Here is a 24192-nt window from a genome sequence, read left to right as displayed (position 1 = left end):
CGCTCTCCCACGAGCCGGTTGGTTCGCGGTGGTCTAAAAAATCTGTGGATGCTGCGAGCGGCGTGAGCCGAACCTACAGCTTGGTGACCTGATCGAAGCTGAGCTCGACCGGGGTCTCGCGCTCGAACAGCGACACGAGGACCGTGAGCTTGCCGCTCTCGGGCTTGATCTCGCTGATCGAACCGGGCAGGCCCGCGAACGAACCTTCCTTGATCGTGATGGTCTCGCCGATCTCGAAGTCGACCTCGGCCACGGCGGCGCGCGCCTGGGTCTGGCCGCCCTTCTGGGCGCCTCCCTTGGCGGGTGCCTGCTCCTTGACCTCGACGAGGCTCTTCAACATGTTGAAGGACTCTTCGAAGCGCAGCGGCGTCGGGTTGTGAGCGTTGCCCACGAAGCCCGTGACGCCGGGCGTGTGGCGAACCACGGACCAGCTGTCTTCGTTGAGGTCCATGCGCACGAGCACGTATCCGGGGATGCGCACGCGGGTGACCATCTTGCGCTGGCCGTTCTTGATCTCGACGACATCTTCCATGGGCACTTCGACCTGGTAGATGAAGTCGGCCACGTCGAGCGAGCCCTTGCGCTGCTCGATGTTGGCCTTCACCTTGCGCTCGAAGCCAGCGTAGGAGTGGATGACGAACCACTTGCCGGGCAGCGTGCGCAGCTCGGCGCGGAACGCGTCGTAGGGATCGACGTCGACGTCGGAGGCCTCGGCCTCTTCGCCATCTTCGTCGTCGTCTTCGTCAGCACCGAAGCCGTTGTCTGCGGCGACGTCGGCGACCTGCGCCTCGGCGTCGTCAGCCGACTCGGCGTCGTCGCTCTCGGAAGAGAACAGCTCTTCGCTGAGGCTTTCGGGCGTGAGCGTGATGGGGTCTTCTTCTTCGTCTTCGACGGCCTCGGCGGCAGCCTCTGCCTCGTCGGCGTCGTCGATGTCGAGGGCGTCGTCGACAACGGCGTCGGCCTCGGGGTCGTTGGCCTCGGCCAGCGCGTCGAGAACGGCGTCGAGGTCTACCTCATCGCTTTCGACGTGGATGGCTTCGTGCTCGGCAGCGTCGACGGAGTCTTCGGCGGCGGCGAGGGTCTCGCCCTCCTGCACCTCATCGACTTCGCTCGACTGCTCGGCAGCGGTCGCCCAATCGACGTCGTCGCGATTTCTCTCTGACACTGAATCTCTTCCCTTTACTGTTCCCGGAATTGCGTGGAGGTCATCCGCGGCAACATCTCGGTGTGCATTGCTTGTGTGTTCTGGAACCGCGCCTCTGCGAGGGGCGAGCCGTTCAGAAACGGGGGCCGGATGTCATCATCCGCCCGGCTCCAGACGGTCAGACCCCGGGGGTGCCGAAGGTCAGAAGGACCAGCCAGGAGAACAGCTGGTCGAGCCCGTAAACGATGGCCATCATGATCACGACGAATACCAGCACGACACCGGTGTAGCTCAGCAGCTCTTTACGAGTCGGGGTGACGACCTTCTTCAGCTCGCCGATCACCTGCTTGATGAACAAGATGATGCCCGCGAAGGGTCCACGCTTTTCGGCGCGTTCCCGCTTCGCTGTTGCGACGATTTCCTCGCTGGGTTCGTCGATAACTTTTCGAGCCATCTCGTTTACACCTTTCGTGTGCCGACACTGTCATGCCGACGCGCAGGGCGGACAGGACTTGAACCTGCAACCTGCGGTTTTGGAGACCGCTGCTCTACCAATTGAGCCACCGCCCTATGGAACTCCCGGAGGGAACTCCTTGGCAATCGTAGCGAACCCTGCGCGAATCCGCTCGATCTGAACCCCACCGCCAGCCGCCGACCTCCTGTGAAAAAGGGCAGAGAAAAGCTTGGCAGGATTCAACTGCCGCCCTCCAGTGTAGGGGACGGCTGGCCGTGAGTAAAGCTGGGGCGAGCCCACCGGGCGGGTCGCCGGACCGGTTGCCCGGCCGGGCCTCAGCGGTCGCGCTGTTCGAGCGGCACGACCATGGGGTCGCCCGTCACCGGGTCGGGGATCACGAGGGCACGCAGCCCGAACACGTGGAGCACCAGATCGGCGTCGACGATGTCCGCCGGCGCGCCCTCGGCCACCACACGGCCATCCTTCATGGCGATGAGGTGATCGGCATATCGAAAAGCCAGGTTCAGGTCGTGCAGCACGGCGACGAGTGTGTAGTCGCCCGAGGCATGCAGCGACCGGCACAGGTCGAGCACGTCGAGCTGATGGGCGATGTCGAGGTAGGTGGTGGGCTCGTCGAGCAGCAGTACGGGCGTCTGCTGCGCGAGCACCATGGCGAGCCACACGCGCTGGCGCTGGCCGCCGGACAGTTCGTCGACGCTGCGGCCGGCCAGATGCGTGATGTCGGTGGCGGTCATGGCGCGCTGGACGGCGGCTTCGTCATCCGGAGACCACTGGCGCAACAGGGTCTGGTGGGGAAAACGGCCGCGCGAGACGAGATCGGAGACGCTGATGCCGTCCGGCGCGATCGACGTCTGCGGCAGCAGCCCGAGGCGCCGAGCCACCTCTTTCGAGGAGTATTGGGTGATGGCCTTGCCGTCGAGCACCACGTCGCCCGCCGTCGGCTTGAGCAGACGCGAGAGCGCGCGCAGCAGGGTCGATTTGCCGCACGCATTCGGGCCGATGATGGCCGTGAACGACCGCGGCGGGATGCTGACGCTCAACGCCTGCGAGATGACGCGTCCGTCATAACCCAGCGTCAGGTCGCGCCCGGCCAGCGTTTCGGCATCGATCGCGGAGGCAGCAGTCATGGGGTAAGCCTAGCCTTACCTACTTCGCCGGTCGACATATCGTGGTGCCCGCACGGGCCTCCCCGATAGAGTGTGGCCGTGGCCGAACAACTCAGACTGTCCCAGAAAATCTCGTCGATCGCCGAGTCGGCGACCCTCAAAGTAGACGCGAAGGCGAAGGCCCTGCAGGCCGAAGGTCGCCCCGTCATCAGCTATGCCGCTGGCGAGCCCAATTTCCCCACTCCCGCCTTCATCGTCGAAGCCGCCGAGCGGGCCGTGCGCGATCCGAAGAACCACCGCTACACGCCGGCCGCCGGGCTGCCCGATCTGCGCGAGGCGATCGCGCAGAAGACGGCGCGCGACTCGGGGCTCGAGGCATCCGCCAGCCAGGTCATCGTGACGAACGGCGGCAAGCAGTCGGTCTACCAGGCGTTCCAGGTGCTGCTGAACCCGGGCGACGAGGTCATCGTGCCCACGCCCTATTGGACCACCTACCCTGAGGCCATCGCGCTGGCGGATGGCGTGACGGTCGAGGTCTTCGCGGGTGCCGAGCAGGAGTACCGCGTGACGGTCGAGCAGCTCGAGGCCGCGCGCACCGAGCGCACCAAGGTGCTGCTGTTCGTGTCGCCGTCGAACCCCACGGGCTCGGTGTACAGCGAAGAGGAGACCCGTGCCATCGGCGAGTGGGCCCTCGAGCACGGCATCTGGGTCATCAGCGACGAGATCTACCAGAACCTGACCTACGACGGCGTGCGCGCCGTGTCGATCGTCGAGGCCGTTCCGGGGCTGGCCGATCAGACCATCCTCGTCAACGGCGTGGCCAAGACCTATGCCATGACCGGATGGCGGGTGGGCTGGATGGTGGGGCCCGCCGACGCCATCAAGGCCGCGTCGAACCTGCAGTCGCACCTGTCGAGCAACGTGAACAACATCGCGCAGCGTGCAGCCGTGGCCGCCCTGACGGGCCCGCAGGACGAGGTCGTCGCCATGCGCGACGCCTTCGACGCGCGCCGCCGGGTGATCGTGGCCGAGCTCAACAAGATCGAGGGGTTCCGCACGCCGACCCCGACGGGCGCGTTCTACGTCTACCCCGACGTGACCGAGCTGCTCGGGCGCGAGTGGCATGGCGTGACGCCCCAGACATCCCTCGAATTGGCCGACCTGATGCTCGAACAGGCCGAGGTGGCCGCCGTTCCGGGTGAGGCGTTCGGCCCGAGCGGATATCTGCGCTTCAGCTACGCCCTGGGCGACGACCAGCTGCTCGAGGGCGTCCAGCGCCTGCAGAAGCTCTTCGCGCGGTAGAGCTAGATCTCGACGCCCACCAAGACGGGTTCGGGCTGCAGGATGACCCCGAACTCGGACTGCACGCGCGACTGCACGTAGCGGGCCAGCTCGGCGATCTCGTCGGCGCTCGCGCCGCCACGGTTGGTGAGGGCGAGCGTGTGTTTGCTCGAGATGGCCGCGTGCGATCCGGGCAGCTGGAAGCCGCGGTGCACGCCCGCGTTCTCGATCAACCAGGCGGCGCTGAGCTTCACCTGCGCTTCCCGGGGTGCCGGGCGCTGGATCTGGCCCGTGAATTCGTCGAGCGGGATGACCGTCACCGCATCGTCGTCGGAATCGACGGGCCAGCGCGGGGCTCGCTCGGGCAGCGTGCGGGCGAAGGACTCGGCGACGACGGGGTTGGTGAAGAACGAGCCCGCGCTCCAGGTGTCGGGGTCTGAGGCATCCCACACCATGCCCTTGGAGGTACGCAGGGCCAGCACGGTCTTGCGCACCTGGGCGACCGACAGGCGTTCGCCGAGCTCGACGCCCAGCGAGAAGGCGAGCTGGGCGTAGGCGATGGGCTCACTCTGGCCGCCATTGTCGCGCAGGTCGATCTCGATGCCGAGCACCACGGCGTCGCGCTCGGGTTCGTCGCCCGAGTGCCGCTTGAGCGTGGACGTGCGGTAGCCGAGGCCGAGTTCGGCGGCGGGGACGCGCGTGACCTCGAGGGTGCCGCGGTCGAGCAGGTCGACGGCGACGAGCACCGATTCGAGCTCTTGCCCGTAGGCTCCGATGTTCTGGATGGGCGCGGCCCCACAGGACCCCGGGATGCCGCTCAGCGCTTCGATGCCCGCCCAGCCCTGTTCGACCGCGTGCGCCACGAGGCCGTCCCACGATTCGCCCGCTTCGACGCGCAGCCGCACGATGCCCTCGGGCACGTCGGCGCTGACGCGCTCGATTCCGGATGTCGCGACGCGGATCAGGGTGCCGTCGAAACCGTCGTCCGAGACCAGCGAGTTCGAGCCGCCGCCGATGAGGAGGGGTTCGTCGTGCGCGCGCCACGTGTTGCGCACGGCGTCGACGAGCTGGTCGCGCGTCGTGGCGACGACGGTCGATGCGGCCGGGCCGCCGACGCGGAACGTCGTGTAGGCCGCGATCGGGGTCGGCTTCTGCGAGACGCGGGCGCCGCCCGAAGCTGCGACGGGCGCGGACGCGTGGGACACGGAGGCACCATTGGCACCTGAGGCACCAGAGACACCTGAAACACCAGCCGATGCCGTCGATGGATGGACCGGGCGCGGCGAAGCGGCGTCGACCTGTGTGTCCGGACGCGCGTGGCGGCCTCTCGGACGATCCGTCATCGGGTCACCTCCGCGTTCCGGGTATCAAACGTGCTGGGTATCAAGCGTGCTGAAATCACACGTGCTGGGCGGGCGCGAACGAGACGCGGGCCTGGGCTTTGCCGAGCACCGTCGATCCGTCGACCGACACCGTGAGGTCGATGCGCGCCACGGATGCCTCGGCATCGAGCTGCCCGACCTTCGCCACGACCGTGACCGAGACGCCGACCTCGGGATCGACGACCACGGGACGCGTGAACCGCACCTGGTAGTCGACGACGGCGGCAGGGTCGCCCACCCAGTCGACGACGGGCTGCACTGCGAAGCCCATGGTGAGCATGCCGTGCGCCAAGACGCCAGGCAGACCCACGGAGGCGGCGATGTCGTCGCGGTAGTGGATCGGGTTGAAGTCGCCGGATGCGCCGGCGTAGCGCACGAGCGAATCGCGCGTGAGGCCGAACTCGCGCTCGGCGACGACGTCTCCGACGGTCAGCGTGGCGAAATCGATCGTGGTGCTCATGCGTCTCCCCTGACGACGAGAGTGGAGATGGCCGTGACGACGTGCGCGCCCCCGGCATCGACGATGTCGGATGAAGCCGTGACCATCGAGTTGCCGCCGAGCGACTTGACGCTCGTGACCGTCAGCGTGGCCGTGAGCTCGTCGCCCGCGACGATGGGCCGCGTGTAGCTGAAGCGCTGCTCACCATGCACGACCCGGCTGAAGTCGATGCCCGCCGTCTCGTCGGCGAGGAGCTGGGCCAGAGTGGCCTCCTGCACGACCACCGGGAAGGTAGGCGGGGCCACCACGTCGGCGTGCCCGGCGGCGCGGGCGGCCTCGGGGTCGAGGTTGATGGGGTTGGTGGCGAAGACGGCGCGCGCGAACTCGCGCACCTTCTCGCGGCCCACGAGATAGGGGGCCGTCGGGGGGAACTCTTTCCCCTGGATGTCGGGATTCACAGTCACCCGCCCAGCCTACCGGGCGGCCCGCGACGACCGGATGGCCCGCACGGTCAGCTGAATGCCGACCGCGATCAGGAACACGGCGAACAGGATCGTGCCGAGGGACGGCGGAATGACGGCGGCGATGAGTGCACCCAGCGCCGTGGTCGTGCACGTCGCCAGGCCGACGACGCCGGCCGCGACCAGGTCGATATTGCCGCGGCGCAGGTTGCCGATGCTGCCCGAGATGCCGGTGGGGATCATCATCAGGAGCGACGTGCCCTTGGCCGCCAGGTCGCTCGCGCCGAACAGCACGATGAGCAGGGGAACGACGACGACTCCCCCGCCGATTCCGAGCAGGCCCGAGAGGATGCCGGTCACAAGGCCCAGCACGACGAGGCCGATCGACGACCACACGGTGTAGTCGATCTCGGCATCCCGGGCCGGCACCACGAGGAAGAGTTGCACGATCACGACCACCAGGAACGCGATGAACGCCCACTGCAGCACGAGCTTCGGGATCTTGTGCAAGAGCCACGAGCCGATCTGCGCGCCGACGATCGCACCGAGCGCGAGATAGAGCGCAGCCATCCATTCGACCGAACCGCTGGCCGCATAGGAGATGACGCCCACGATGGACGTGGGCACGATGGCGCCGAGCGAGGTGCCCGCGGCAAGACGCTGGTCGAACTTGAGCAGGAACACGAGCGCGGGGACGATGAGGATGCCGCCACCCACGCCGAAGAGCCCCGACAGCAGGCCGGCGACGAGCCCGGTCACGATGAGCCAGATGTAGGTGCGGGGCGAACGCTTCATGACACTTCTCCTGCCGGAATATGGCGAGCGAATGCAAAACGGCCCCCGAAATCGAGGGCCGTTCAATCGAGCGGTAGCAGGAGCGGGGCTTGAACCCGCGACCTCACGATTATGAGTCGTGCGCTCTGACCAGCTGAGCTACCCTGCCGCGAAACCCACCCCGCCACGTTGCTGCGTGACAGCCGCGCGAACCGAGAAAGTTATCGAGCCCCGAGTCGGGTTTGAACCGACGACCCCTTCCTTACCATGGAAGTGCTCTACCACTGAGCTATCGGGGCGTGACCGCTTTGCTTGCGCAATTTGGCACCAGTAGAGAATAGCATCTCCGAACCCTCGGTTCGAACCACCATTCCCCGCTGTGTCCACTCTATAAGAGGAGCGGCGGACTCGGTGACGCCCGAGGGCGTGAGCTCGTCTCGAATGAGGGCTCTTCGGGCCGGTTTCACCGCCAAGAACTGCAAGCGCTTTCAGGCTCAGCCGCTGCGAGAACATGTCCCGCGTCTGCACTTCGGGTGTCAACTGCCGCGGGCATAAACCAGTGCAGCATTTCTGAGGGCAAGCGTTTCCAGGAACACCACGACTCCCGTAAAGTACCGCCATGACTATTACGAGCGACGCGACTCCCGAACTGCCCGGAGAAGGCTCCGTCACCGACATCGCCCCCGAGCAGGCGCTCACCACCACGGGCGACGAATGGTGGCGCAGCGCCGTCATCTATCAGATCTACCCGCGCTCCTTCGCCGACGCGAACGGTGACGGCATGGGCGACCTGCCCGGCATCACCTCACGCCTCGACTCCCTCACCGACCTGGGCGTCGACGCCATCTGGCTGTCGCCGTTCTTCACATCGCCGCAGAAAGACGCCGGCTACGACGTTGCCGACTACTGCGACGTCGACCCGCTCTTCGGCACGCTGGATGACTTCGACCGCCTCGTGGCCGAAGCGCACGCCCGCAGCATCCGCATCATCGTCGACCTGGTTCCGAACCACTCGTCGTCGGAGCACGAATGGTTCAAGCAGGCCCTCGCCGCGGCACCCGGTTCGCCTGAGCGCGCCCGCTACCTGTTCCGCGACGGCAAGGGTGCCGACGGTTCGGAAGCGCCCAACAACTGGGAGTCCGTGTTCGGCGGCCCCGCCTGGACCCGCGTCACCGAACCCGACGGCACGCCCGGCCAGTGGTACCTGCACCTGTTCGACCAGAGCCAGCCCGACTTCGACTGGACCAACGACGAGGTGCGCGAGCGATTCCGCGGCATCCTGCGCTTCTGGCTCGACCGCGGCGCCGACGGATTCCGCGTCGATGTGGCCCACGGCATGATCAAAGAAGACGGCCTGCCCGACTACACGCCGCCCGCCGAGGGCGGCAGCATGGGCGGCGCCGGCGGCATCGACCCCGAGACGGGCGAGCAGATCGAGCTGCCGAGCGCGCCCTACTGGGGCCAGGAGGGCGTGCACGAGATCTACCGCGACTGGCACAAGGTGCTCGACGAATACGAGGGCGAGCGCGTGCTGTGCGCCGAGGCCTGGGTCGACCCGCTGTCGAAGATGGCCAAGTGGGTGCGCCCCGACGAGATGCAGCAGGCGTTCAACTTCCCCTACCTCGAGACGCCGTGGAACGCCCCGGCCCTGCGCGTCGTCATCGACGAGTCGCTGGCCGCGTTCGGCGCCGTCGGGGCCCCGAGCACGTGGGTGCTGTCGAACCACGACGTCGTGCGCCACGCCTCCCGCCTGGCGCTGACCGTCGAGAATCCGCAGGGCGCGGGCGTCGGCCCGAAAACCCCCGGCAAGCCCGTGCGCGAGGTGGGCCTGCGACGTGCGCGCGCCGCATCCGCCCTCATGTTGGCGTTGCCGGGTGGCGCATACATCTACCAGGGTGAAGAGCTGGGCCTGCCCGAGGTCATCGACCTCCCCGACGAGGCCCGCCAAGACCCCACGTGGTTCCGCACCAACGGCGAGCGCTACGGCCGTGACGGATGCCGCGTGCCCATCCCCTGGCAGGCGGGAGCGCCCGCCTACGGCTTCAACGAGACCGGCGCCTCGTGGCTGCCGCAGCCGGACGACTGGGACGACTACGCGCGCGATCGCCAGGAAGGCACCCCGGGCTCGACGCTCGAGCTCTACCGCCTCGCGCTGCAGCTGCGCCGCGCCCACCAGCTGGGACTCGGCGGCGTGACCTGGATCGACGGTTTCGGCGACGACGTCGTGGCCTTCTCGAACAACGGCGTGACCGTGATCGCGAACGCCGGCGAAACGGCCGTCGAACTGCCCGCCGACCTGCTGGACGCCGAGGTGTTGCTGGCCTCCGGAACGATCGAGGGCGCCATCCTGCCCGCCGACACCACGGTCTGGCTCGCCCGCTAGCCCCTAGCCGCTAGCCGCTGTCGGCCCGGAGCGGGGCAGCATCCGAACCATCGTTCGGCCGGCGCCCGTTCCTCTCCGCCGAATGCCCGGCCACCGTCCTTCGGGGCGGCTGGCCGGGCATTCCGGCATTCAGGGGTGCCCGCACGACCGCCCGCTACACTGGACCGCGTGTCTAGACTCCTCGTAACCGGCGGTGCCGGATTCATCGGTTCCAACTTCGTCCACTATGTGCTCGCCAACACCGACCACACGGTCACGGTGCTCGACAAGATGACCTACGCCGGCAACACGGCGTCGCTCGAGGGGCTGCCCGCAGACCGCTTCGAACTCGTCGTCGGCGACATCCAAGATGCCCCCCTCGTCGACCAGCTCGTCGAGGCCTCCGACGCCGTCGTGCACTACGCGGCCGAGAGCCACAACGACAACTCACTGAACGACCCGCGGCCGTTCCTCGACACCAACATCATCGGCACGTACACGCTGCTCGAGGCGGCGCGCAAGCACGACAAGCGCTTCCACCACATCTCGACCGACGAGGTCTACGGCGACCTCGAGCTCGACGACCCCAACCGCTTCACCGAGAAGACGCCCTACAACCCGTCGAGCCCCTACTCGTCGACCAAGGCCGGCAGCGACCTGCTCGTGCGCGCGTGGGTGCGCTCCTTCGGCGTGAAGGCCACCATCAGCAACTGCTCCAACAACTACGGGCCCTACCAGCACGTCGAGAAGTTCATCCCGCGCCAGATCACCAACGTGCTGCGCGGCGAGCGCCCCAAGCTCTACGGCTCGGGCGAGAACGTGCGCGACTGGATCCACGCCAACGACCACTCCTCGGCCGTGCTCACCATCCTCGACAAGGGCGAGATCGGCGAGACCTACCTCATCGGCGCCGACGGCGAGAAGAACAACAAAGAGGTCGTCGAGCTCATCCTCACCGAGCTGGGCCAGCCCGCCGACGCCTACGACCACGTGATCGACCGCCCGGGCCACGACCTGCGCTACGCCATCGACTCGTCGCGCCTGCGCACCGAGCTCGGCTGGCAGCCGCAGTTCTCCGACTTCGCGTCGGGCCTCGCCGACACCATCGCGTGGTACCGCGACAACGAGGCCTGGTGGGCTCCGCAGAAGGACGCCACCGAGGCGCGTTACAAGGCGCAGGGGCAGTAGTAGCGCCGCTGCACATCTGACGAACCGCGAAACGGCGGGCTGGGCATTCGATGCCGGGCCCGCCGTTTCGGCGTTGAGGCGTCGGGACTAGTCGAGCGTGAGGCCGGCTCTCTTCAGCGCGATCTCGAGTTCTTTGAAGAGTTCGGGCGCCGCCGCGATGGTGAGGTCACGCCCATATCGCGCGCCGTCGAAGCCGGCAACGGTCGCGCCCGCCTCTTCGGCGATGAGGGCGCCCGCGCCCAGATCCCACGGGTTGAGCCCGCGCTCGTAGTAGGCATCAATGCGCCCGGCCGCGACGTTGCACAGGTCGAGCGCCGCCGAGCCGATGCGGCGGATGTCGCGCACCTCGGCGAGCAGGTTCTGCACGACCCCGGCCTGCACCACGCGGCGCTCGGCCGCATAGGAGAACCCCGTGCCGGTCAGCGCCAGGTTGAGTGGCACGTTGCGGTTCACGCTCAGCGAGCGCCCGTTGAGGGTCGCTCCCCCGCCGCGCGTGGCCACGAACGTCTCGTCGGCGGCCGGGTTGGCCACGACGCCCGCGATCGACTCCCAGGTGGCCGGATCGGCGTCACCCTCGACCACGGCGATCGACACGGCGTAGGCCGGGATGCCGTAGAGGTAGTTCACGGTGCCGTCGATCGGGTCGACCACCCACGTGATCCCCGACGCGCTGGATGCCTCACCGGTCTCCTCGCCGAGGAAGCCGTCGTTCGGCCGCGCGTCGGCCAGGCGGCCCTTGATGAGCTGCTCGACCTCGCGATCGGCGGCCGTCACGATGTCCTCGGGCGACGATTTGCTCGCCGCGACGCTGACCCCCTCGTGTCGACGCTTGAAGGCGAGGGCGGATGCCTCGGCGGCGATGTCCTGGGCGAGTGCGACGAATTCGGCGGCAGCTGTCATGCCTCCACGCTATCGCGACACGCCTGCGCGGTGGATGCCGCAGGCCCCACTTTTCGGCGCACACCCCCGTGATCATCGCGGCCTGTTCGGCCTGCCCGCATCCATGCCGTTTCGGCCGCGTGTCGACCTGTTACCGTGGTGCCGTCCCCGCCCCGCGCCACCCGTTGGCGCGTCCGATCGCATGCACGCGAACACGCAGAAGGGGATTCGATGGCTCTCGAACGCAAATACTCCGTCGAGCTGAAGGCTGAGGCGCTCGCCATGGTCGACGAGCTGAGGGAACGCGACCCGGGCGACCGCTCCGTGGTGCGCACCACGGCTCTGGCGCTCGGGGTGGGCGAGCAGTCGCTCCGGGCGTGGCTGAAGACGCGCGAGAAACGCGAGGCCCAGCGGGCGGCGCGGGAGGCCGGGCGTGACGGCGCGGCATCCGGGGCCACGAGTGCTGGAGGGGTTGCCGGCTTCGGTGCCGAGGGCGTCGGCACGGGATATGCGGGCGCGTCAGAAGAACTCGAACGCGAGCTGGCTTATCTGCGCGGCGAGTGCGTGCGGTTGCGTGCCGCCATCAACGCGTTGATCTCGTCGTGACGATGGCCGTCGTGGCGAATGCTCGAAGCTGGACATGGCGACCGTAGGATGCAGGGACCGCTCGGTGCGTGTGGAGATGGTGGCGAGTGAGGGATTCGAACCCCCGAATGCTGAGCAGTCTGATTTACAGTCAGATCCCTTTGGCCGCTTGGGTAACTCGCCAGAGCGCGCTCGACCAAACTTGAACAGCCAACCGAAGGCGCTTGAAAATAGTAGCCTGAGATGGCCGTTCAGAGAAATCGAGGCCGGTCGATAAGCTGTGTTCACATCCAGACGGTTCGAAGGGCGCTCATGGTCGGCATCGACGACGTTGCGAAGCATGCCGGCGTCTCGACCGCCACGGTCTCGCGGGCCCTCAGCGGCCGCGGTTACGTATCCGACGCCACACGTGCAAAGGTCAGCGCCTCGGCCGAACACCTCGACTACGTCGTCTCGTCGAATGCCTCGAGCCTGGCGTCCGGCCGCACCCGCAACGTGGGCATCGTGGTGCCGTTCCTGTCGGAGTGGTACTTCTCCTCGGTCGTCGAGGGCGCCGAGACGGCCCTGCTCCGCCGGGGCTACGACCTCACCCTCTACAACCTCACCGGCGGCGGCGACGATCGCCGCAGCGTCTTCGAGCACTTCCTGCTCCGCCGACGCGTCGACGCGGTCATCGCGGTCAGCCTCGAGTTGAGCGACGACGAGGTGTCGAGCCTGCACTCGCTCGGCAAACCACTCGTGTCGGTCGGCGGCGTGCTGCCCGGCGTGCCCAGCCTCACGGTCGTCGACAGCGCCATGACGAGCCTGTCCACCGAGCACCTCCTGTCGCTCGGGCACACGCGCATCGCGCACATCGGCGCCGACAGCGCGTTCGACCGCGACTTCAAGGTGCCCACCTACCGCCGCAAGGGCTACGAACAGGCGCTGCGGGATGCCGGGATCACCCCCGATCCGGCCCTGTTCCGCGCGGCCGACTTCACCATGAAGGGCGGTTTTCGCGCAGCCAAGCAGCTGCTCGGACAACCGCGGGACCGACCGACCGCGATCGTGGCGGCATCCGACGAGATGGCCATCGGCAGCATCCTGGCCGCGCGCGACCTGGGCCTCAACGTGCCGGGCGACGTGAGCGTCTCGGGCGTGGACGACCACCAGCTGGCCGACTTCTTCGGGCTGACGACCGTGGCGCAGTTTCCGAAGCGCCAGGGCGAGCGGGCCGTCGAGTTGCTCATGGAACATCTCGAGCCCGCGCCGGGCTCAGCTCAGCCGGCCGCGGACCTGTCGAGCGCCGAACGCGTGCCCGTGCCGTTCGAACTGGTCGTGCGCTCGTCGACGGCGGCCCCGAAGCCCTCGACCGCGTAGCCGATCTCGACTGTGGCGCGCCACCATCCCTTCGCTAGGATGGGGGGATGGCAGATTCCTCTTTTGACGTGGTCAGCAAGGTCGACAAGATGGAGGCCGACAACGCCCTCCACCAGGCGCACAAAGAGATCGAGCAGCGCTACGACTTCAAGGGCACGGGCGCATCGATCGCCCCGAGCGGCGAGAAGATCCTCATGAAGGCCAACAGCGAAGAGCGGGTTAAGGCCGTGCTCGACGTCTACCAGTCCAAGCTCATCAAGCGCGGCATCTCGCTCAAGAGCCTCGACGCGGGCGAGCCCTTCGCGAGCGGCAAAGAGTTCCGCATCGAGGCGTCGTTGAAAGACGGCATCACGCAGGAGAACGCCAAGAAGATCAACAAGCTCATCCGTGACGAGGCCCCCAAGGGCGTCAAGTCGCAGATCCAGGGCGACGAGCTGCGCGTGCAGTCGAAGAGCCGCGACGACCTGCAAGACACGATTGCCATGCTGAAGTCGAGCGACCTCGACATCGACCTGCAGTTCGTCAACTTCCGCTAGGCCACATTTCCCGACGACGGTGCCGCGCGTGGTCCTCGGGGCCGATGCGACCGGCACTGTCGGCCGACGACGAGCGGATGCGGCATCCCTAGCGTTGAGATGTGAATAAAGTTCGCTCTCTCGTCTTCGCCCTGCGTCAGCCCGGCCGCCTCGTCAGCCTCACGGTGGTGACGCTCAGCGCCTGCTACGCCGTGCTGCTGCTCACCCTCACGACGGCGGCCGCCAACGGGGTGCTGGCCAGCGTGTTCGGTGACAATCCATCCGTCATCGTCGTGCTCGCCATTCTGGCCTTCGCGTTCCTCGTTATCTCGGTCGTCGTCTCGACGGTCGTCATCTCGAACACCTACAGCATCGTCACCGCGAGCCGCGTGCGGGACATCGCCCTGCGCCGCCTGCTCGGCTCGGCGGCCCGCACCGAACGCCGTCGCATCGCCGCCGACGGCCTCGGCACGGGTGTCGCGGGTGCCGTGCTCGGGGGTCTCGTCGGCGTCGGCATCAGCGTGGCCGCGATCCGTTTCGCGGCCAGCAACCAGGAGCTGCTGCTCGACGCGGATGCCGCGGGCAACTCTCTCACGCCCGCCGTCGCCGTTCCGCTCGCGCTCATCGTCCTGTGCACCTGGTGGGCTGCCTGGCGCGGGTCGCGCGGCGTCATCGACGTGCAACCCATCCAGGCGCTCGGTGTGGCCGCGATCGGTGGCGCGGATGAATCCGAGGCACGCTCGCGCAAACCGCTGGCCGGGCTCGTCACGCTCGGCATCGGCATCGTGCTGCTGCTAGGCACGGCCGCGCTCGGTGTGATCACACCACTCGCCTCGCTCCTCGGCCTTGTGGCGGGCACCGTGACCGTGATCGGGTTCATCGGCTCGGCATCCTGGACCATCCCGCGCGTGCTCCGGCTGGTCGACCTGCTGCTGCCGCGCACGTTCGGTGCCAAGATGGCCGCCGAGAGCCTGCAACGCCACCCGCTGCGCACCTCGCGCGCGGCCCTCGGCGTGACCATCAGCGTGGCCGTCGTGACCATGTTCGTCGTCGCCTCGGCCTCGTTCGAGGCCACCCTCACGCGCGCCTATGCCGGGTCGGAATCCGAGGGCGACGCCTACTCGATCATCGGCATGGTGCTCGTGGTCGTGCTCGCCCTCATCAGCTTCACGGTCGTCATTGCGGCGATCGGCCTGGCCAACGCCGTGAGCCTCAGCACACGACTGCGCTCACGCGAGATCGCGCTCATGCGGGTGCTCGGCCAGACGCGCGCCGGTGTCGCGTGGTCGATCGTCTCCGAGAGCGCGCGGCTGAGCATCGCCGCCACCGTGACCGGGCTCGTCCTGGGCTTCGCCTTCGGATGGATCGGCACGCAGTCGCTCCTCGGGTCGATCAGGGACATCGGCCTCGTCATCCCCACCGTGCCGCCGCTGTTCCTCGTCGGGGCCGTCGTGGCCGGGCTCGCGCTGACCGTGGTGGCCAGCGTCTCGCCCACCCGCGCGGTGTTGAAGGATGCTCCTATCGAGGCGTTCAGCCGGGCATAGGGCAGCCGACAACCGTGCGGACGGCCTCAGCACCGCCCAGCACGACCGAGAACCGACCGGGCGGCGAGACGCCTAAGCGGCGGTCGCGGCATCCACCTCTTCCTCGGTGCCATCCGAGGCCCCTCGGCGCAGGCTCTCGCCGCGGAAGAAGCCCGGGTTGCGCACGGCCTGCACGATCATGATGATGACGCCGAGGCCCAACACGGTCATGCCGAGGATGAAGACCAGGCCGACGCCCGCGATGTTCGAGCCCGAGCCGTACTCGGGGTTCATGCTGTCGATCACGGTCGTGAAGAACAGCACGGTCAGGATGAGCCCGCCGATGAGCGGGAACAGCAGCTGGAAGAACACGTTGTGCGCCGACGTGAACAGCTGCTTGCGGAAGTACCAGACGCTCGCGAAGGCCGTGATGCCGTAGTAGAAGCAGATCATCATGCCGAGGGCCGTGATGGTGTCCCACAGGACATCCTCACTGATGAATCGCATGACCGCGTAGAACGCCGATGCCGCGATCGCCGAGACGATGGTGGCGAAACCGGGCGTGAAGAACCGCGGGCTCACCTGGGCGAAGCGCGCGGGCAGGGCCCCGTAGTGGCCCATGGCGAGCAGCGTGCGGGCGGGCGAGACGAACGTCGACTGCAGGGACGCGGCCGACGACGACAGCACGGCGATCGACACGAGCACGGCGAACGGCCCGAGGATGGGCCCCGCCAGCGCGAAGAACACATTGCCCTGGATCTCTTCGTTGCCGAGCCCGTACTCCCCCGTGCCGACACCCGCGAAACCGATCGACGTGACCGAGACGAACAGGTAGAGGATCACGATGATGACGACCGTGAGGGTCGCGGCGCGGCCGGGCGTGGAACGCGAACCCTTGGTCTCTTCCGACATGGTGAGCGTGACATCCCAGCCCCAGAAGATGAAGATCGACAGGGAGAGACCCGCGGCGAAGGCGCCGAAGGAGGCGACCTCGAACGGGTTGAACCACTCCCAGCTGACGGGAGTCAGGTCGAAGGCGTTGCCCGAGGACATGTGCACGATGGCGGCCACGCCGAAGAGCAGCAGCACGAAGAGCTGGAAGCCCACGAGCACGTATTGCAGCTTCTGGGTGGTCTGCATGTCGCGATAGGAGATGATCGTGGCGCCCGCCATGAACGCCAGGCACGTGACGACGTTGATGATCGGGTTGAGCGTCAGGTCGGCGATCGACGGGTTGCTGAAGATCTGCGACAGCATGAGATAGAAGAAGTCCACGGCGATGCCGGCCAGGTTTGAGAGCACGAGGATGGTGGCGGCGATGAGGCCCCAGCCCGCCATCCAGCCGATCCAGGGGCCGAACGCGCGCGTCGCCCACGTGAACGACGTGCCCGAGTCGGGCATGGCGCGGTTGAGCTCGCGATAGCCGAACGCCACGAGCAGCATGGGGATGAAGCCCACGATGATGATGGCGGGCACCTGCACCCCGACCTCCGACACCGTGGGACCGAGGGCCGCCGTCAGCGTGTAGGCGGGCGCGATGCACGAGATGCCGATGACGATGGCGCCGATGAGGCCCACCGAACCGGCGCTCAGGCCCTTCTTCGAGATGCCGCCCGACGAGGCGGTCGAGGATGCTTCGGCAGACGCCTCGGCGCCCGGCTTCTGTGTGGTCACAATGTCACTCTCCGAGAGTGAGGACGGAGTCGCGGGGAACGACGACCATCGGAACGGGAAGCTCGCGCAGGATTTTCGCTGCGGTCGAGCCGAGGAAGAGGTGTTGCGGGCGCGCGAGCCGGCTCGAGCCGACGAACACGATCTCGGCGGGGTCCCAGTCGATCGACTGGACGGCGTCTTCGATGCGGTCGCCCGTGGCGATGACGGCCTCGGGCACGAGGTCGTCGGGCAGGTGGGTGCGCGCCTGTTCGACCACCGAGGTGGCGTGCTCCTTCGCCCGCTCGACGGCGGCCCGGTCGGCCGATCCGCCCGGCTGGTCGATGGCGACGAGCGAGAGCAGGCGGAGCGGCGAGTCGCCGCGGCGCGCGAAGAGCAGGGCCCCGTCGAGCAGGGCGTCGGCGCCGGCGCGGGTGCCGATGGCGCACGTGATGCGGCTGAGCGGCGCGGTGCCCACACGTCGGGCACCCTCGGGCGCGAGTGCGACGGGCACCTTGGCGCTGTGCAGCAGGTCGCTGGCCACGGTGCCGAGCGCGAAGCGGCCGAGCAGTCCCCCGCGGGCGGCACCGATGACGATCATGGAGGCGAGCAGGTCGCGCGAGGCGCCGAGCAGACCCTCCGAGAAGGAGTCGGCATAGACGATGTGCGAGTCGTGCTCGATATCGTCGGGCAGGGATGCTTCGGCCTCGGCCAGCCATCCCGCGGCCGTGTCCTGTAGAAAACGTTCGTAGCCCGGGTCGGTGGGCGTGAGCGTGGGCTTCGACTCGCTGCCCAGCACGATGACGAGGTGCAGGCTGCCCCCGTAGGACCGGGCGAGGCGGATGCCGAGGGCGAGCGCATCCCTGCCGGTCGGTGTGTCGGTGTAACCAATGACGTAACGCAAACGATCCTCGGCTTTCGGGTGGGCGAGTGGTTCGGATACCGGCGGCGTTGCCGGGCGTCTGATGGTGCGGGTGACGGGTGGGACCAGTGAAGCAGAGTCACGGGATGGGTGACGTTAAATCTGTATTTCGGCTCATTTCCCGCGGGATGCTGCGGGTACGGCCGGGCAGCGTGCGCGCCCGGGTCTGGCGCGCACGCTGTGCGGGGCACTGCCTAGAGGCTGCGCGCCCCGAGGATCTCGGCGGCCGTGTCGCGACCGCGGCGGATGGCGCCGTCCACGTGCTGGTAGCCCTCGGCGGCGATGTCGCTGCACGACCAGTGGATCGGTCCGACGGGTTCGAGCTGGTGGGCGCCGTAGCGGTGCAGGCCGCCCATGTCGTAGCTCGCGGCATACGCGCCGCGCGTCCACTCCTCGACGGCCCAGTCGCTCTCGAAGTAGACGACGGGGTTCAACGTCTCGGGCCCGTAGTAGTGCGACAGAGAAGTGAGGATCTCTTTCTGACGGTCCTCGGGGCTCAGGGTGAAGAGGCGATCGGCCTTCACGTCCGAGACGAAGGCGACGAGGGTTCCTCGCGGGTCGTCGTAGTTCGAGTTGTCGTAGGCCTCGTGGGCGATCTCGTAGGGGCTGAAGGCCGTGCCCGACAGGCCGGCCTCGCGCCAGAACGGGGTCTCGTAGACCGCGTGCACCTTGATGACGAGCCCGAGCGACAGGTGCTGGTGCATCTGCTGCTGCACACGCGGCAGCGGCGGCTGGAAGTCGATGCGCGAGTAGAGGTTCGGGGGAACGGCCACGATGACGTGTTTCGCCGAGACCGTCATGCCGTCGGCCGTGACGGTGGCTCCGGCATCCGTGTAATCGATGCGGCGCACCGGCTGGCCGAGGAACACGTCGTCGCCCAGGCGACGGGCGAGCTCGATGGGCACCCGCTGCAGGCCGCCGACGACGCGCTTGTCGAGGATGAAGTCGGCGTCGACGAGGTTGCTGAAGCTGCCGGCCGACGCCGCCATAAGGAACGCCTGCAGAGCCGAGAAGGCGTAGGACGGTTTGGTGAGCATGGCCTCGGCGATGAAGAGCGCGATGTTGTCGCGCGCCTCGACGTCGTCGGTCTGCTGCTCGAGCCACTCGGCCCAGGTCACCTGGTCCCACTCGGCTGCGCGCGGGTGCTCCCAGGGGCGGTGCGGGCCCACCTCGGCGACGATGCCGTCGATGAGCGTGATGAGGCGCTCCATCTCGGCCTCGGTCTCGGCCGACACGGGGAACATCTCGCCCGTGAAGTGCGTCAATTCACCGCTCGGGCCGATGTAGACGCTGTCGCCCTCGCGGTAGCGCGAGTAGGTCTCGAGGCCGAGCTCCTCGACCGTCTCGATGAGCGCGTGCTGGTCGGGTGAGACCCACTGGCCGCCGATCTCGAGCAGGGCGCCGTCGATCTCGCGGGTCCAGAGCCGGCCGCCGACGCGGTCGCGCGCCTCGAGCACGGCCACGCTGAGCCCGGCTTCGCGCAGCTTATTGGCGGCGGTCAGACCGGATGCTCCGGCTCCGACGATCACGACATCGCGTTCGATGTGGGTCATAGCTTGTCTCGTTTCTGGGGGCGGCGGGGCCGCGGTTCGGGTTCGGGTGGGTGTTCAGGGGCGGAGAAAGCGATCGAGCGGATGCCTCACACGTCGTCGATGGCCGACATGACGTGCTTGATCCGCGTGTAATCCTCGAGTCCGTAGGACGACAGGTCCTTGCCATAGCCCGACATCTTGAAGCCGCCGTGCGGCATCTCGGGCGTCAGCAGGATGTGCGTGTTGATCCATACGGCGCCGAAGTCGAGGTCGCGCGACACCCGCATCGCGGTGCCGTGGTCCTTCGTCCAGACGCTCGAGGCGAGCGCGTAGCGCACGTCGTTGGCCTTCTCGACGGCCTCGGCCTCGTCGGCGAACGGCTGCACCGTGAGCACGGGCCCGAAGGTCTCCTCCTGCACGCACTCGTCGTGCTGATTCACGCCCGTGATCACGGTCGGCGCGAAGAAGTAGCCGCGGTCGCCCACGCGCTTACCGCCCGTGGCGATGGTCGCGTGCGCGGGCAGTCCGTCGATCACGCTCGTGACCTTGTCGAAGTGCGTCTTGTTGTTGAGCGGGCCGTAGAGGGCGTCGGGGTCTTCGGCATCCCCCGTCTTGCTCGCTTCGGCGGCGGCAACGAGGGCTTCGACGAAGGCATCGTGGATGCTCTCGTGCACGAGCACGCGCGTCACGGCCGTGCAGTCTTGGCCGGCGTTGAAGTACGCGGCACCGGCGATCGCATCGGCGGTGGCTGCGACATCCACGTCACCGAAGACCACCGCGGGCGCCTTGCCGCCGAGTTCGAGGTGCACGCGGTGCAGCTGTGGGGCGGCCGAGGCGGCCACGGCCATACCGGCGCGCACCGAACCCGTGATGGCGACGAGCTGGGGCGTGGGGTGCTCGGTCATGGCCTGACCGGTCGAGGCATCTCCGAGCACGAAGTTGAGCACGCCGTCGGGCAGGATGCCGTGGCTCAGGCGGGCGAGCACGAGCGTCGATTCGGGCGTCGTGTCGGACGGCTTCAGCACGACCGTGTTGCCGGCGGCGAGCGCGGGCGCGATCTTCCAGATGAGCATCATGAACGGGTAGTTCCAGGGCGTGACCTGGGCCACGACGCCGAGGGGTTCGCGGCGCACGAACGACGTGTGGCCGGCCAGGTATTCGCCCGCGGACTTGCCCTCGAGGGTGCGTCCGGCCCCCGCGAAGAAGCGCAGGTGGTCGGCGCCCGTGATGACCTCTTCGACCTTGATGGCCTCGCGCGGCTGACCCGTATTGCGGAACTGCGCCTCGACGATCTCGTCGGCGTTCTGCTCGATGGCGTCGGCGAGCGCGAGCAGCGCGCTCTGGCGCTCCCCGGGCGTCGTGCGACGCCACGTGCGGAAGGCGGCGTGGGCGGTCTGGAACGCGGCATCCACATCGGCGGCGGTCGAGACGGGGTAGCGCGCCACGACCTCCTCGGTCGCGGGGTTGACGACGTCGATGATCTTTCCACCGGTGGGGTCGACGAAGCGGCCGCCGATGTAGTTCTGCAGCATGTCCCGGGTGGTGGTCGTGTCGGCCATCGGGTTCCTTCCGTGCGGTCGTGGTGCTCGGTGTGCTCGGTGCGTGTGTGCGCGGTGCGTGTATGCGGTGCGCCGTTACGGGTTCGGCGTCATCGTGTACTTGGTGCTCAGGTATTCGTGGATGCCCTCGAGCCCGCCCTCTCGGCCGATGCCCGACTGCTTGACGCCGCCGAACGGTGCCGAGGCGTTCGAGACAACGCCCACGTTGAGTCCCATCATGCCCGTGTCGAGCCGCTCGATCATGCGCTGTCCGCGCGCGAGGTTCTCGGTGAAGACGTAGGCGACCAGGCCGTATTCGGTGTCGTTCGCGAGGCGCACGGCATCCTCTTCGTCGTCGAACGGGATGATGGCGAGCACGGGGCCGAAGATCTCTTCGCGCAGGATGTCGCTTCCCGTCGGCACCTCGGTGATGACCGTCGGGGCGAAGAAGGTGCCGTCGCCGTCGATGGCCGAACCGCCCGTGAGCACCTGGGCGCCGCGCGTGACGGCGTCGTCGGTGAGCGTGCGGGCCTTCTCGACCGCGGACTCGTTGATGAGGGGTCCGATGGTGACGCCCTCGTCGGTGCCGCGGCCGACGCGCAGCTGCTCGACGCGTTCGGTGACGCGGCGTGCGAACTCGTCGGCGATGCCGCGTTGCACGATGAAGCGGTTGGCCGCGGTGCAGGCCTGGCCGATGTTGCGGAACTTGGCGAGCATGGCGCCGTCCACGGCCTTGTCGAGGTCGGCGTCGTCGAAGATGACGAAGGGTGCGTTGCCGCCCAGCTCCATCGAGGTGCGCAGCACGTTCTCGGCGGCCTGCGCGATGAGCTTCTTGCCCACGGCCGTCGATCCCGTGAAGCTCAGCTTGCGCAGGCGGGGGTCGCTGATGATGGGCTCCGAGACGGCGCCCGAGTGCGTGGTGGTGACCACGTTGAGCACACCGGCGGGCAGGCCGGCATCCGTCAGCAGCTGCGCGAAGAACAGCGTGGTGAGCGGCGTGAGCTCGGCCGGTTTGACGACCACGGTGCAACCGGCGGCGAGCGCGGGCGCGATCTTGCGGGTCGCCATGGCGAGCGGGAAGTTCCACGGCGTGATGAGGTAGCAGGGGCCGACCGGATGCTGCGACACGATCGTGCGGCCGGTGCCCTCGGGGTTGACGCCGTAACGCCCCGTGATGCGCACGGCCTCCTCCGAGAACCAGCGCAGGAATTCGCCGCCGTAGGCCACCTCGCCGAGCGATTCGGCGAACGGTTTGCCCATCTCGAGCGTCATGAGCGTGGCGATCTCGAGCTTGCGTTCCTGCAGCAGGTCGAAGGCGCGGCGCAGAATCTCGGCGCGCACGCGCGGTGCCGTTGCGGCCCATTCGGCGGCGGCGTCCACCGCGGCGTCGAGGGCCGTGATGCCGTCGTCGGGTGAGGCATCCGCGATCGTGGCGATGGTGCGACCGGTCGCGGGGTCGGCGACGTCGAACGTGGCGCCGCCTGACGCGTCTCGCCATTCGCCGCCGACGAAGAGACCGGAGGGCAGGGAGGCGAGCAGCGTCGCCTCGTCGACGGGGCGCGGGGTGGATGATGCGTTCTGGGCGGCGGTCATGCGCGGGCCTCCTGCGTGTTCTCGGTCGATGCCTGGGCGTCGAGCGCCGCTAGGACGACGTCGATGCCCTCGTTCAGAAGCGTGTCATCGATCGTGAGCGGGGGCAAGAAGCGGATGACGTTGCCGAACGTTCCACACGTCAGCACGATGACGCCCTCGGCGTGGGCGGCCTTCGCGACGGCCTGGGTGAGCGCCGTATCCGGCTCGGTGGTGCCGGGTTTCACGAACTCGACGGCGATCATGGCACCGCGGCCCCGGACATCCCCGATGCGGGCGTCGTGCGCCTGACGCTCGCGGAACCGGCCGGTGATGAGCTCGCCGATGGACGCGGCGCGCTCGACGAGGTTGTCTTCCTCATAGGTTTCGATGGCCGCGAGTGCGGCGGCGCAGGCGAGCGGGTTGCCGCCGTAGGTTCCGCCGAGGCCGCCCGCATGGGTCGATTCCATGATCTCGGCGCGGCCCGTGACGGCCGACAGGGGTAGACCGCCCGCGATGCCCTTGGCCGTGACGACCAGGTCGGGCACGATGCCCTCGTGCTCGCTCGCGAACATGGCGCCCGTGCGCGCGAAACCGGTCTGCACCTCGTCGGCGATGAAGACGACGTCGTTGGCGCGGGCCCATTCGACGAGCGCGGGCAGGAATCCGTCGGCGGGCACGATGAAACCGCCCTCGCCCTGGATGGGTTCGATGATGATGGCCGCCAGGTTGTCGGCACCGATCTGCTTCTCGATGAGCTGGATGGCGCGGGCCGCAGCATCCGCACCACTCAGGCCGCCGTCGCGGAAGGGGTAGGAGAGCGGCGCCCGGTAGATCTCCGAGGCGAAGGGACCGAAACCGCTCTTGTAGGGCATCGATTTGGCGGTGAGCGCCATGGTCAGGTTGGTGCGGCCGTGGTAGGCGTGGTCGAAGGCGACAACGGCCTGCTTCTTGGTGTGACTGCGGGCCACCTTGATGGCGTTCTCGACGGCCTCGGCGCCCGAGTTGAAGAGGGCCGTGCGCTTCTCGTGGTCGCCGGGGGTCAGGCGGTTGAGCGCCTCGGCCACCTCGACGTAGCTGTCGTAGGGAGTGATCATGAAGCAGGTGTGGGTGAAGGCGGCCACCTGCGCCTGCACGGCCTCGACCACGCGGCGAGCCGAGTTGCCGACACCCGTTACGGCGATACCCGAACCGAGGTCGATGAACGAGTTTCCGTCGACATCGACGACCACTCCGCCGCCGGCCGCCTGCGCGAAGACGGGCATGGTGGTTCCGACGGCCGTCGGCACGGCCTGTTTCTTGCGCTCCATGAGCTCGATCGAGCGCGGGCCGGGGATGCTCGTGACGATGCGTCGTTCCTGCGCGAGGGTTTCTCCACCGATGGCGGGGGCGGTCAGGGTCATAAGATCCTCCTTCGCAGGGCGTTCAGAACGCGGCTGTCGGCGATGCTGCCGTTCACGCCATGTTAGGGACACCGCGCGGATGCCTCGACTGCCGTTCTGTCGAAA

21 protein-coding genes and 4 tRNA genes are annotated in these 24192 nt (G+C 68.0%); 7 read left to right on the top strand and 18 right to left on the bottom strand.

Annotated elements, in window-relative coordinates:
- Positions 1 to 73 precede the first annotated feature (73 nt).
- From nusG to ACUWEX_RS03735, 4 genes are all read right to left on the bottom strand, one after another.
- Positions 74 to 1165, bottom strand: coding sequence for a transcription termination/antitermination protein NusG (nusG, locus tag ACUWEX_RS03750; protein WP_079726916.1), 1092 nt, complete (start codon positions 1163 to 1165; stop codon positions 74 to 76).
- Between the two features lie 157 nt (positions 1166 to 1322).
- Entirely contained in the window at positions 1323 to 1598 is a 276-nt protein-coding gene (gene secE, locus ACUWEX_RS03745) for a preprotein translocase subunit SecE (protein ID WP_077053864.1), read from the bottom strand.
- Between the two features lie 43 nt (positions 1599 to 1641).
- Positions 1642 to 1714, bottom strand: a tRNA-Trp gene (locus ACUWEX_RS03740).
- A gap of 219 nt (positions 1715 to 1933) precedes the next feature.
- Positions 1934 to 2746 (bottom strand): ABC transporter ATP-binding protein, encoded by an 813-nt coding sequence (locus ACUWEX_RS03735; RefSeq protein WP_445997155.1) that lies wholly within the window; start codon positions 2744 to 2746, stop codon positions 1934 to 1936.
- Positions 2747 to 2824: 78 nt separating this feature from the next.
- On the opposite strand from ACUWEX_RS03735, the gene ACUWEX_RS03730 reads away from it, so the two are divergent.
- Complete coding sequence (locus ACUWEX_RS03730; protein WP_079727899.1) at positions 2825 to 4027, top strand: pyridoxal phosphate-dependent aminotransferase; 1203 nt, start codon at positions 2825 to 2827, stop codon at positions 4025 to 4027.
- 2 nt (positions 4028 to 4029) lie between these two features.
- On the opposite strand, the gene ACUWEX_RS03725 is transcribed toward ACUWEX_RS03730, so the two are convergent.
- The 6 genes from ACUWEX_RS03725 to ACUWEX_RS03700 form a co-directional block, all read right to left on the bottom strand.
- Positions 4030 to 5211 (bottom strand): UDP-N-acetylmuramate dehydrogenase, encoded by a 1182-nt coding sequence (locus ACUWEX_RS03725; RefSeq protein ID WP_445997154.1) that lies wholly within the window; start codon positions 5209 to 5211, stop codon positions 4030 to 4032.
- A gap of 193 nt (positions 5212 to 5404) precedes the next feature.
- Positions 5405 to 5848 carry a MaoC family dehydratase gene (locus ACUWEX_RS03720; protein WP_445997153.1) on the bottom strand — a complete coding sequence of 148 codons (444 nt, stop codon included), beginning with the start codon at positions 5846 to 5848 and terminating at the stop codon, positions 5405 to 5407.
- Positions 5845 to 6291, bottom strand: a complete 447-nt coding sequence (locus ACUWEX_RS03715) for an FAS1-like dehydratase domain-containing protein (RefSeq protein ID WP_445997152.1) — start codon at positions 6289 to 6291, stop codon at positions 5845 to 5847. Before ACUWEX_RS03715 ends, ACUWEX_RS03720 begins: the two co-directional genes overlap by 4 nt.
- Before the next feature lie 9 nt (positions 6292 to 6300).
- The gene (locus tag ACUWEX_RS03710; RefSeq protein WP_445997151.1) at positions 6301 to 7083 is read right to left on the bottom strand and encodes a sulfite exporter TauE/SafE family protein; all 783 of its coding nucleotides are present in this window, start codon (positions 7081 to 7083) and stop codon (positions 6301 to 6303) included.
- 74 nt (positions 7084 to 7157) lie between these two features.
- Positions 7158 to 7231: transfer RNA gene (locus ACUWEX_RS03705), tRNA-Met, on the bottom strand.
- Between the two features lie 58 nt (positions 7232 to 7289).
- Positions 7290 to 7361 (bottom strand) — tRNA-Thr (locus ACUWEX_RS03700).
- A gap of 320 nt (positions 7362 to 7681) precedes the next feature.
- On the opposite strand from ACUWEX_RS03700, the gene ACUWEX_RS03695 reads away from it, so the two are divergent.
- Together ACUWEX_RS03695 and rfbB are read left to right on the top strand one after the other, a co-directional pair.
- Entirely contained in the window at positions 7682 to 9445 is a 1764-nt protein-coding gene (locus ACUWEX_RS03695; protein WP_445997150.1) for a glycoside hydrolase family 13 protein, read from the top strand.
- A 168-nt stretch (positions 9446 to 9613) separates the two neighbouring features.
- Positions 9614 to 10612: a dTDP-glucose 4,6-dehydratase gene (gene rfbB / locus ACUWEX_RS03690; RefSeq protein WP_445997149.1), complete on the top strand. Its 999-nt coding sequence runs from the start codon at positions 9614 to 9616 to the stop codon at positions 10610 to 10612.
- Between the two features lie 87 nt (positions 10613 to 10699).
- Here the strand turns inward: rfbB and ACUWEX_RS03685 are convergent, their stop codons facing one another.
- Complete coding sequence (locus ACUWEX_RS03685; protein ID WP_079726908.1) at positions 10700 to 11512, bottom strand: inositol monophosphatase family protein; 813 nt, start codon at positions 11510 to 11512, stop codon at positions 10700 to 10702.
- 210 nt (positions 11513 to 11722) lie between these two features.
- On the opposite strand from ACUWEX_RS03685, the gene ACUWEX_RS03680 reads away from it, so the two are divergent.
- Entirely contained in the window at positions 11723 to 12097 is a 375-nt protein-coding gene (locus ACUWEX_RS03680; protein ID WP_445997148.1) for a hypothetical protein, read from the top strand.
- 77 nt (positions 12098 to 12174) lie between these two features.
- Here the strand turns inward: ACUWEX_RS03680 and ACUWEX_RS03675 are convergent.
- Positions 12175 to 12259: transfer RNA gene (locus ACUWEX_RS03675), tRNA-Tyr, on the bottom strand.
- Positions 12260 to 12388: 129 nt separating this feature from the next.
- Here ACUWEX_RS03675 and ACUWEX_RS03670 point away from each other — a divergent pair.
- From ACUWEX_RS03670 to ACUWEX_RS03660, 3 genes are all read left to right on the top strand, one after another.
- Complete coding sequence (locus tag ACUWEX_RS03670; RefSeq protein WP_079726906.1) at positions 12389 to 13435, top strand: LacI family DNA-binding transcriptional regulator; 1047 nt, start codon at positions 12389 to 12391, stop codon at positions 13433 to 13435.
- 47 nt (positions 13436 to 13482) lie between these two features.
- A complete protein-coding gene (locus ACUWEX_RS03665) occupies positions 13483 to 13971 on the top strand; it encodes a YajQ family cyclic di-GMP-binding protein (protein WP_079726905.1) in 489 nt (162 codons plus the stop codon).
- 101 nt (positions 13972 to 14072) lie between these two features.
- A complete protein-coding gene (locus tag ACUWEX_RS03660; protein WP_445997147.1) occupies positions 14073 to 15494 on the top strand; it encodes an FtsX-like permease family protein in 1422 nt (473 codons plus the stop codon).
- A 72-nt stretch (positions 15495 to 15566) separates the two neighbouring features.
- Here ACUWEX_RS03660 and ACUWEX_RS03655 read toward each other — a convergent pair whose 3' ends face one another.
- The 6 genes from ACUWEX_RS03655 to gabT all read right to left on the bottom strand — a co-directional run bounded on the left by ACUWEX_RS03655 (position 15567) and on the right by gabT (position 24087).
- Entirely contained in the window at positions 15567 to 17147 is a 1581-nt protein-coding gene (locus ACUWEX_RS03655; RefSeq protein WP_445997146.1) for an APC family permease, read from the bottom strand.
- Positions 17148 to 17151: 4 nt separating this feature from the next.
- Positions 17152 to 18027, bottom strand: a complete 876-nt coding sequence (locus ACUWEX_RS03650; RefSeq protein ID WP_445997145.1) for a universal stress protein — start codon at positions 18025 to 18027, stop codon at positions 17152 to 17154.
- Between the two features lie 212 nt (positions 18028 to 18239).
- The gene (locus tag ACUWEX_RS03645) at positions 18240 to 19598 is read right to left on the bottom strand and encodes a flavin monoamine oxidase family protein (protein ID WP_445997144.1); all 1359 of its coding nucleotides are present in this window, start codon (positions 19596 to 19598) and stop codon (positions 18240 to 18242) included.
- A gap of 86 nt (positions 19599 to 19684) precedes the next feature.
- Positions 19685 to 21136, bottom strand: coding sequence for a gamma-aminobutyraldehyde dehydrogenase (locus tag ACUWEX_RS03640; protein ID WP_445997143.1), 1452 nt, complete (start codon positions 21134 to 21136; stop codon positions 19685 to 19687).
- A 75-nt stretch (positions 21137 to 21211) separates the two neighbouring features.
- Positions 21212 to 22708 (bottom strand): NAD-dependent succinate-semialdehyde dehydrogenase, encoded by a 1497-nt coding sequence (locus ACUWEX_RS03635; RefSeq protein ID WP_445997142.1) that lies wholly within the window; start codon positions 22706 to 22708, stop codon positions 21212 to 21214.
- The gene (gabT, locus tag ACUWEX_RS03630) at positions 22705 to 24087 is read right to left on the bottom strand and encodes a 4-aminobutyrate--2-oxoglutarate transaminase (protein ID WP_079726898.1); all 1383 of its coding nucleotides are present in this window, start codon (positions 24085 to 24087) and stop codon (positions 22705 to 22707) included. The genes ACUWEX_RS03635 and gabT overlap by 4 nt, the downstream gene beginning before the upstream one ends.
- Positions 24088 to 24192: the final 105 nt, after the last annotated feature.

The organism is Okibacterium fritillariae (assembly GCF_052783725.1).
This window is presented reverse-complemented; position numbering and strand designations above follow the sequence as displayed.

Excerpts from the sequence above, each read along its gene's own strand:
- secE (WP_077053864.1), bottom strand. The coding sequence starts at position 1,598 with ATGGCTCGAAAAGTTATCGACGAACCCAGCGAGGAAATCGTCGCAACA.
- ACUWEX_RS03735 (WP_445997155.1), bottom strand. The coding sequence starts at position 2,746 with ATGACTGCTGCCTCCGCGATCGATGCCGAAACGCTGGCCGGGCGCGAC.
- ACUWEX_RS03720 (WP_445997153.1), bottom strand. The coding sequence starts at position 5,848 with ATGAGCACCACGATCGATTTCGCCACGCTGACCGTCGGAGACGTCGTC.
- ACUWEX_RS03710 (WP_445997151.1), bottom strand. The coding sequence starts at position 7,083 with ATGAAGCGTTCGCCCCGCACCTACATCTGGCTCATCGTGACCGGGCTC.
- ACUWEX_RS03695 (WP_445997150.1), top strand. The coding sequence starts at position 7,682 with ATGACTATTACGAGCGACGCGACTCCCGAACTGCCCGGAGAAGGCTCC.
- ACUWEX_RS03685 (WP_079726908.1), bottom strand. The coding sequence starts at position 11,512 with ATGACAGCTGCCGCCGAATTCGTCGCACTCGCCCAGGACATCGCCGCC.
- ACUWEX_RS03680 (WP_445997148.1), top strand. The coding sequence starts at position 11,723 with ATGGCTCTCGAACGCAAATACTCCGTCGAGCTGAAGGCTGAGGCGCTC.
- ACUWEX_RS03670 (WP_079726906.1), top strand. The coding sequence starts at position 12,389 with ATGGTCGGCATCGACGACGTTGCGAAGCATGCCGGCGTCTCGACCGCC.
- ACUWEX_RS03665 (WP_079726905.1), top strand. The coding sequence starts at position 13,483 with ATGGCAGATTCCTCTTTTGACGTGGTCAGCAAGGTCGACAAGATGGAG.
- ACUWEX_RS03645 (WP_445997144.1), bottom strand. The coding sequence starts at position 19,598 with ATGACCCACATCGAACGCGATGTCGTGATCGTCGGAGCCGGAGCATCC.
- ACUWEX_RS03640 (WP_445997143.1), bottom strand. The coding sequence starts at position 21,136 with ATGGCCGACACGACCACCACCCGGGACATGCTGCAGAACTACATCGGC.
- ACUWEX_RS03635 (WP_445997142.1), bottom strand. The coding sequence starts at position 22,708 with ATGACCGCCGCCCAGAACGCATCATCCACCCCGCGCCCCGTCGACGAG.
- gabT (WP_079726898.1), bottom strand. The coding sequence starts at position 24,087 with ATGACCCTGACCGCCCCCGCCATCGGTGGAGAAACCCTCGCGCAGGAA.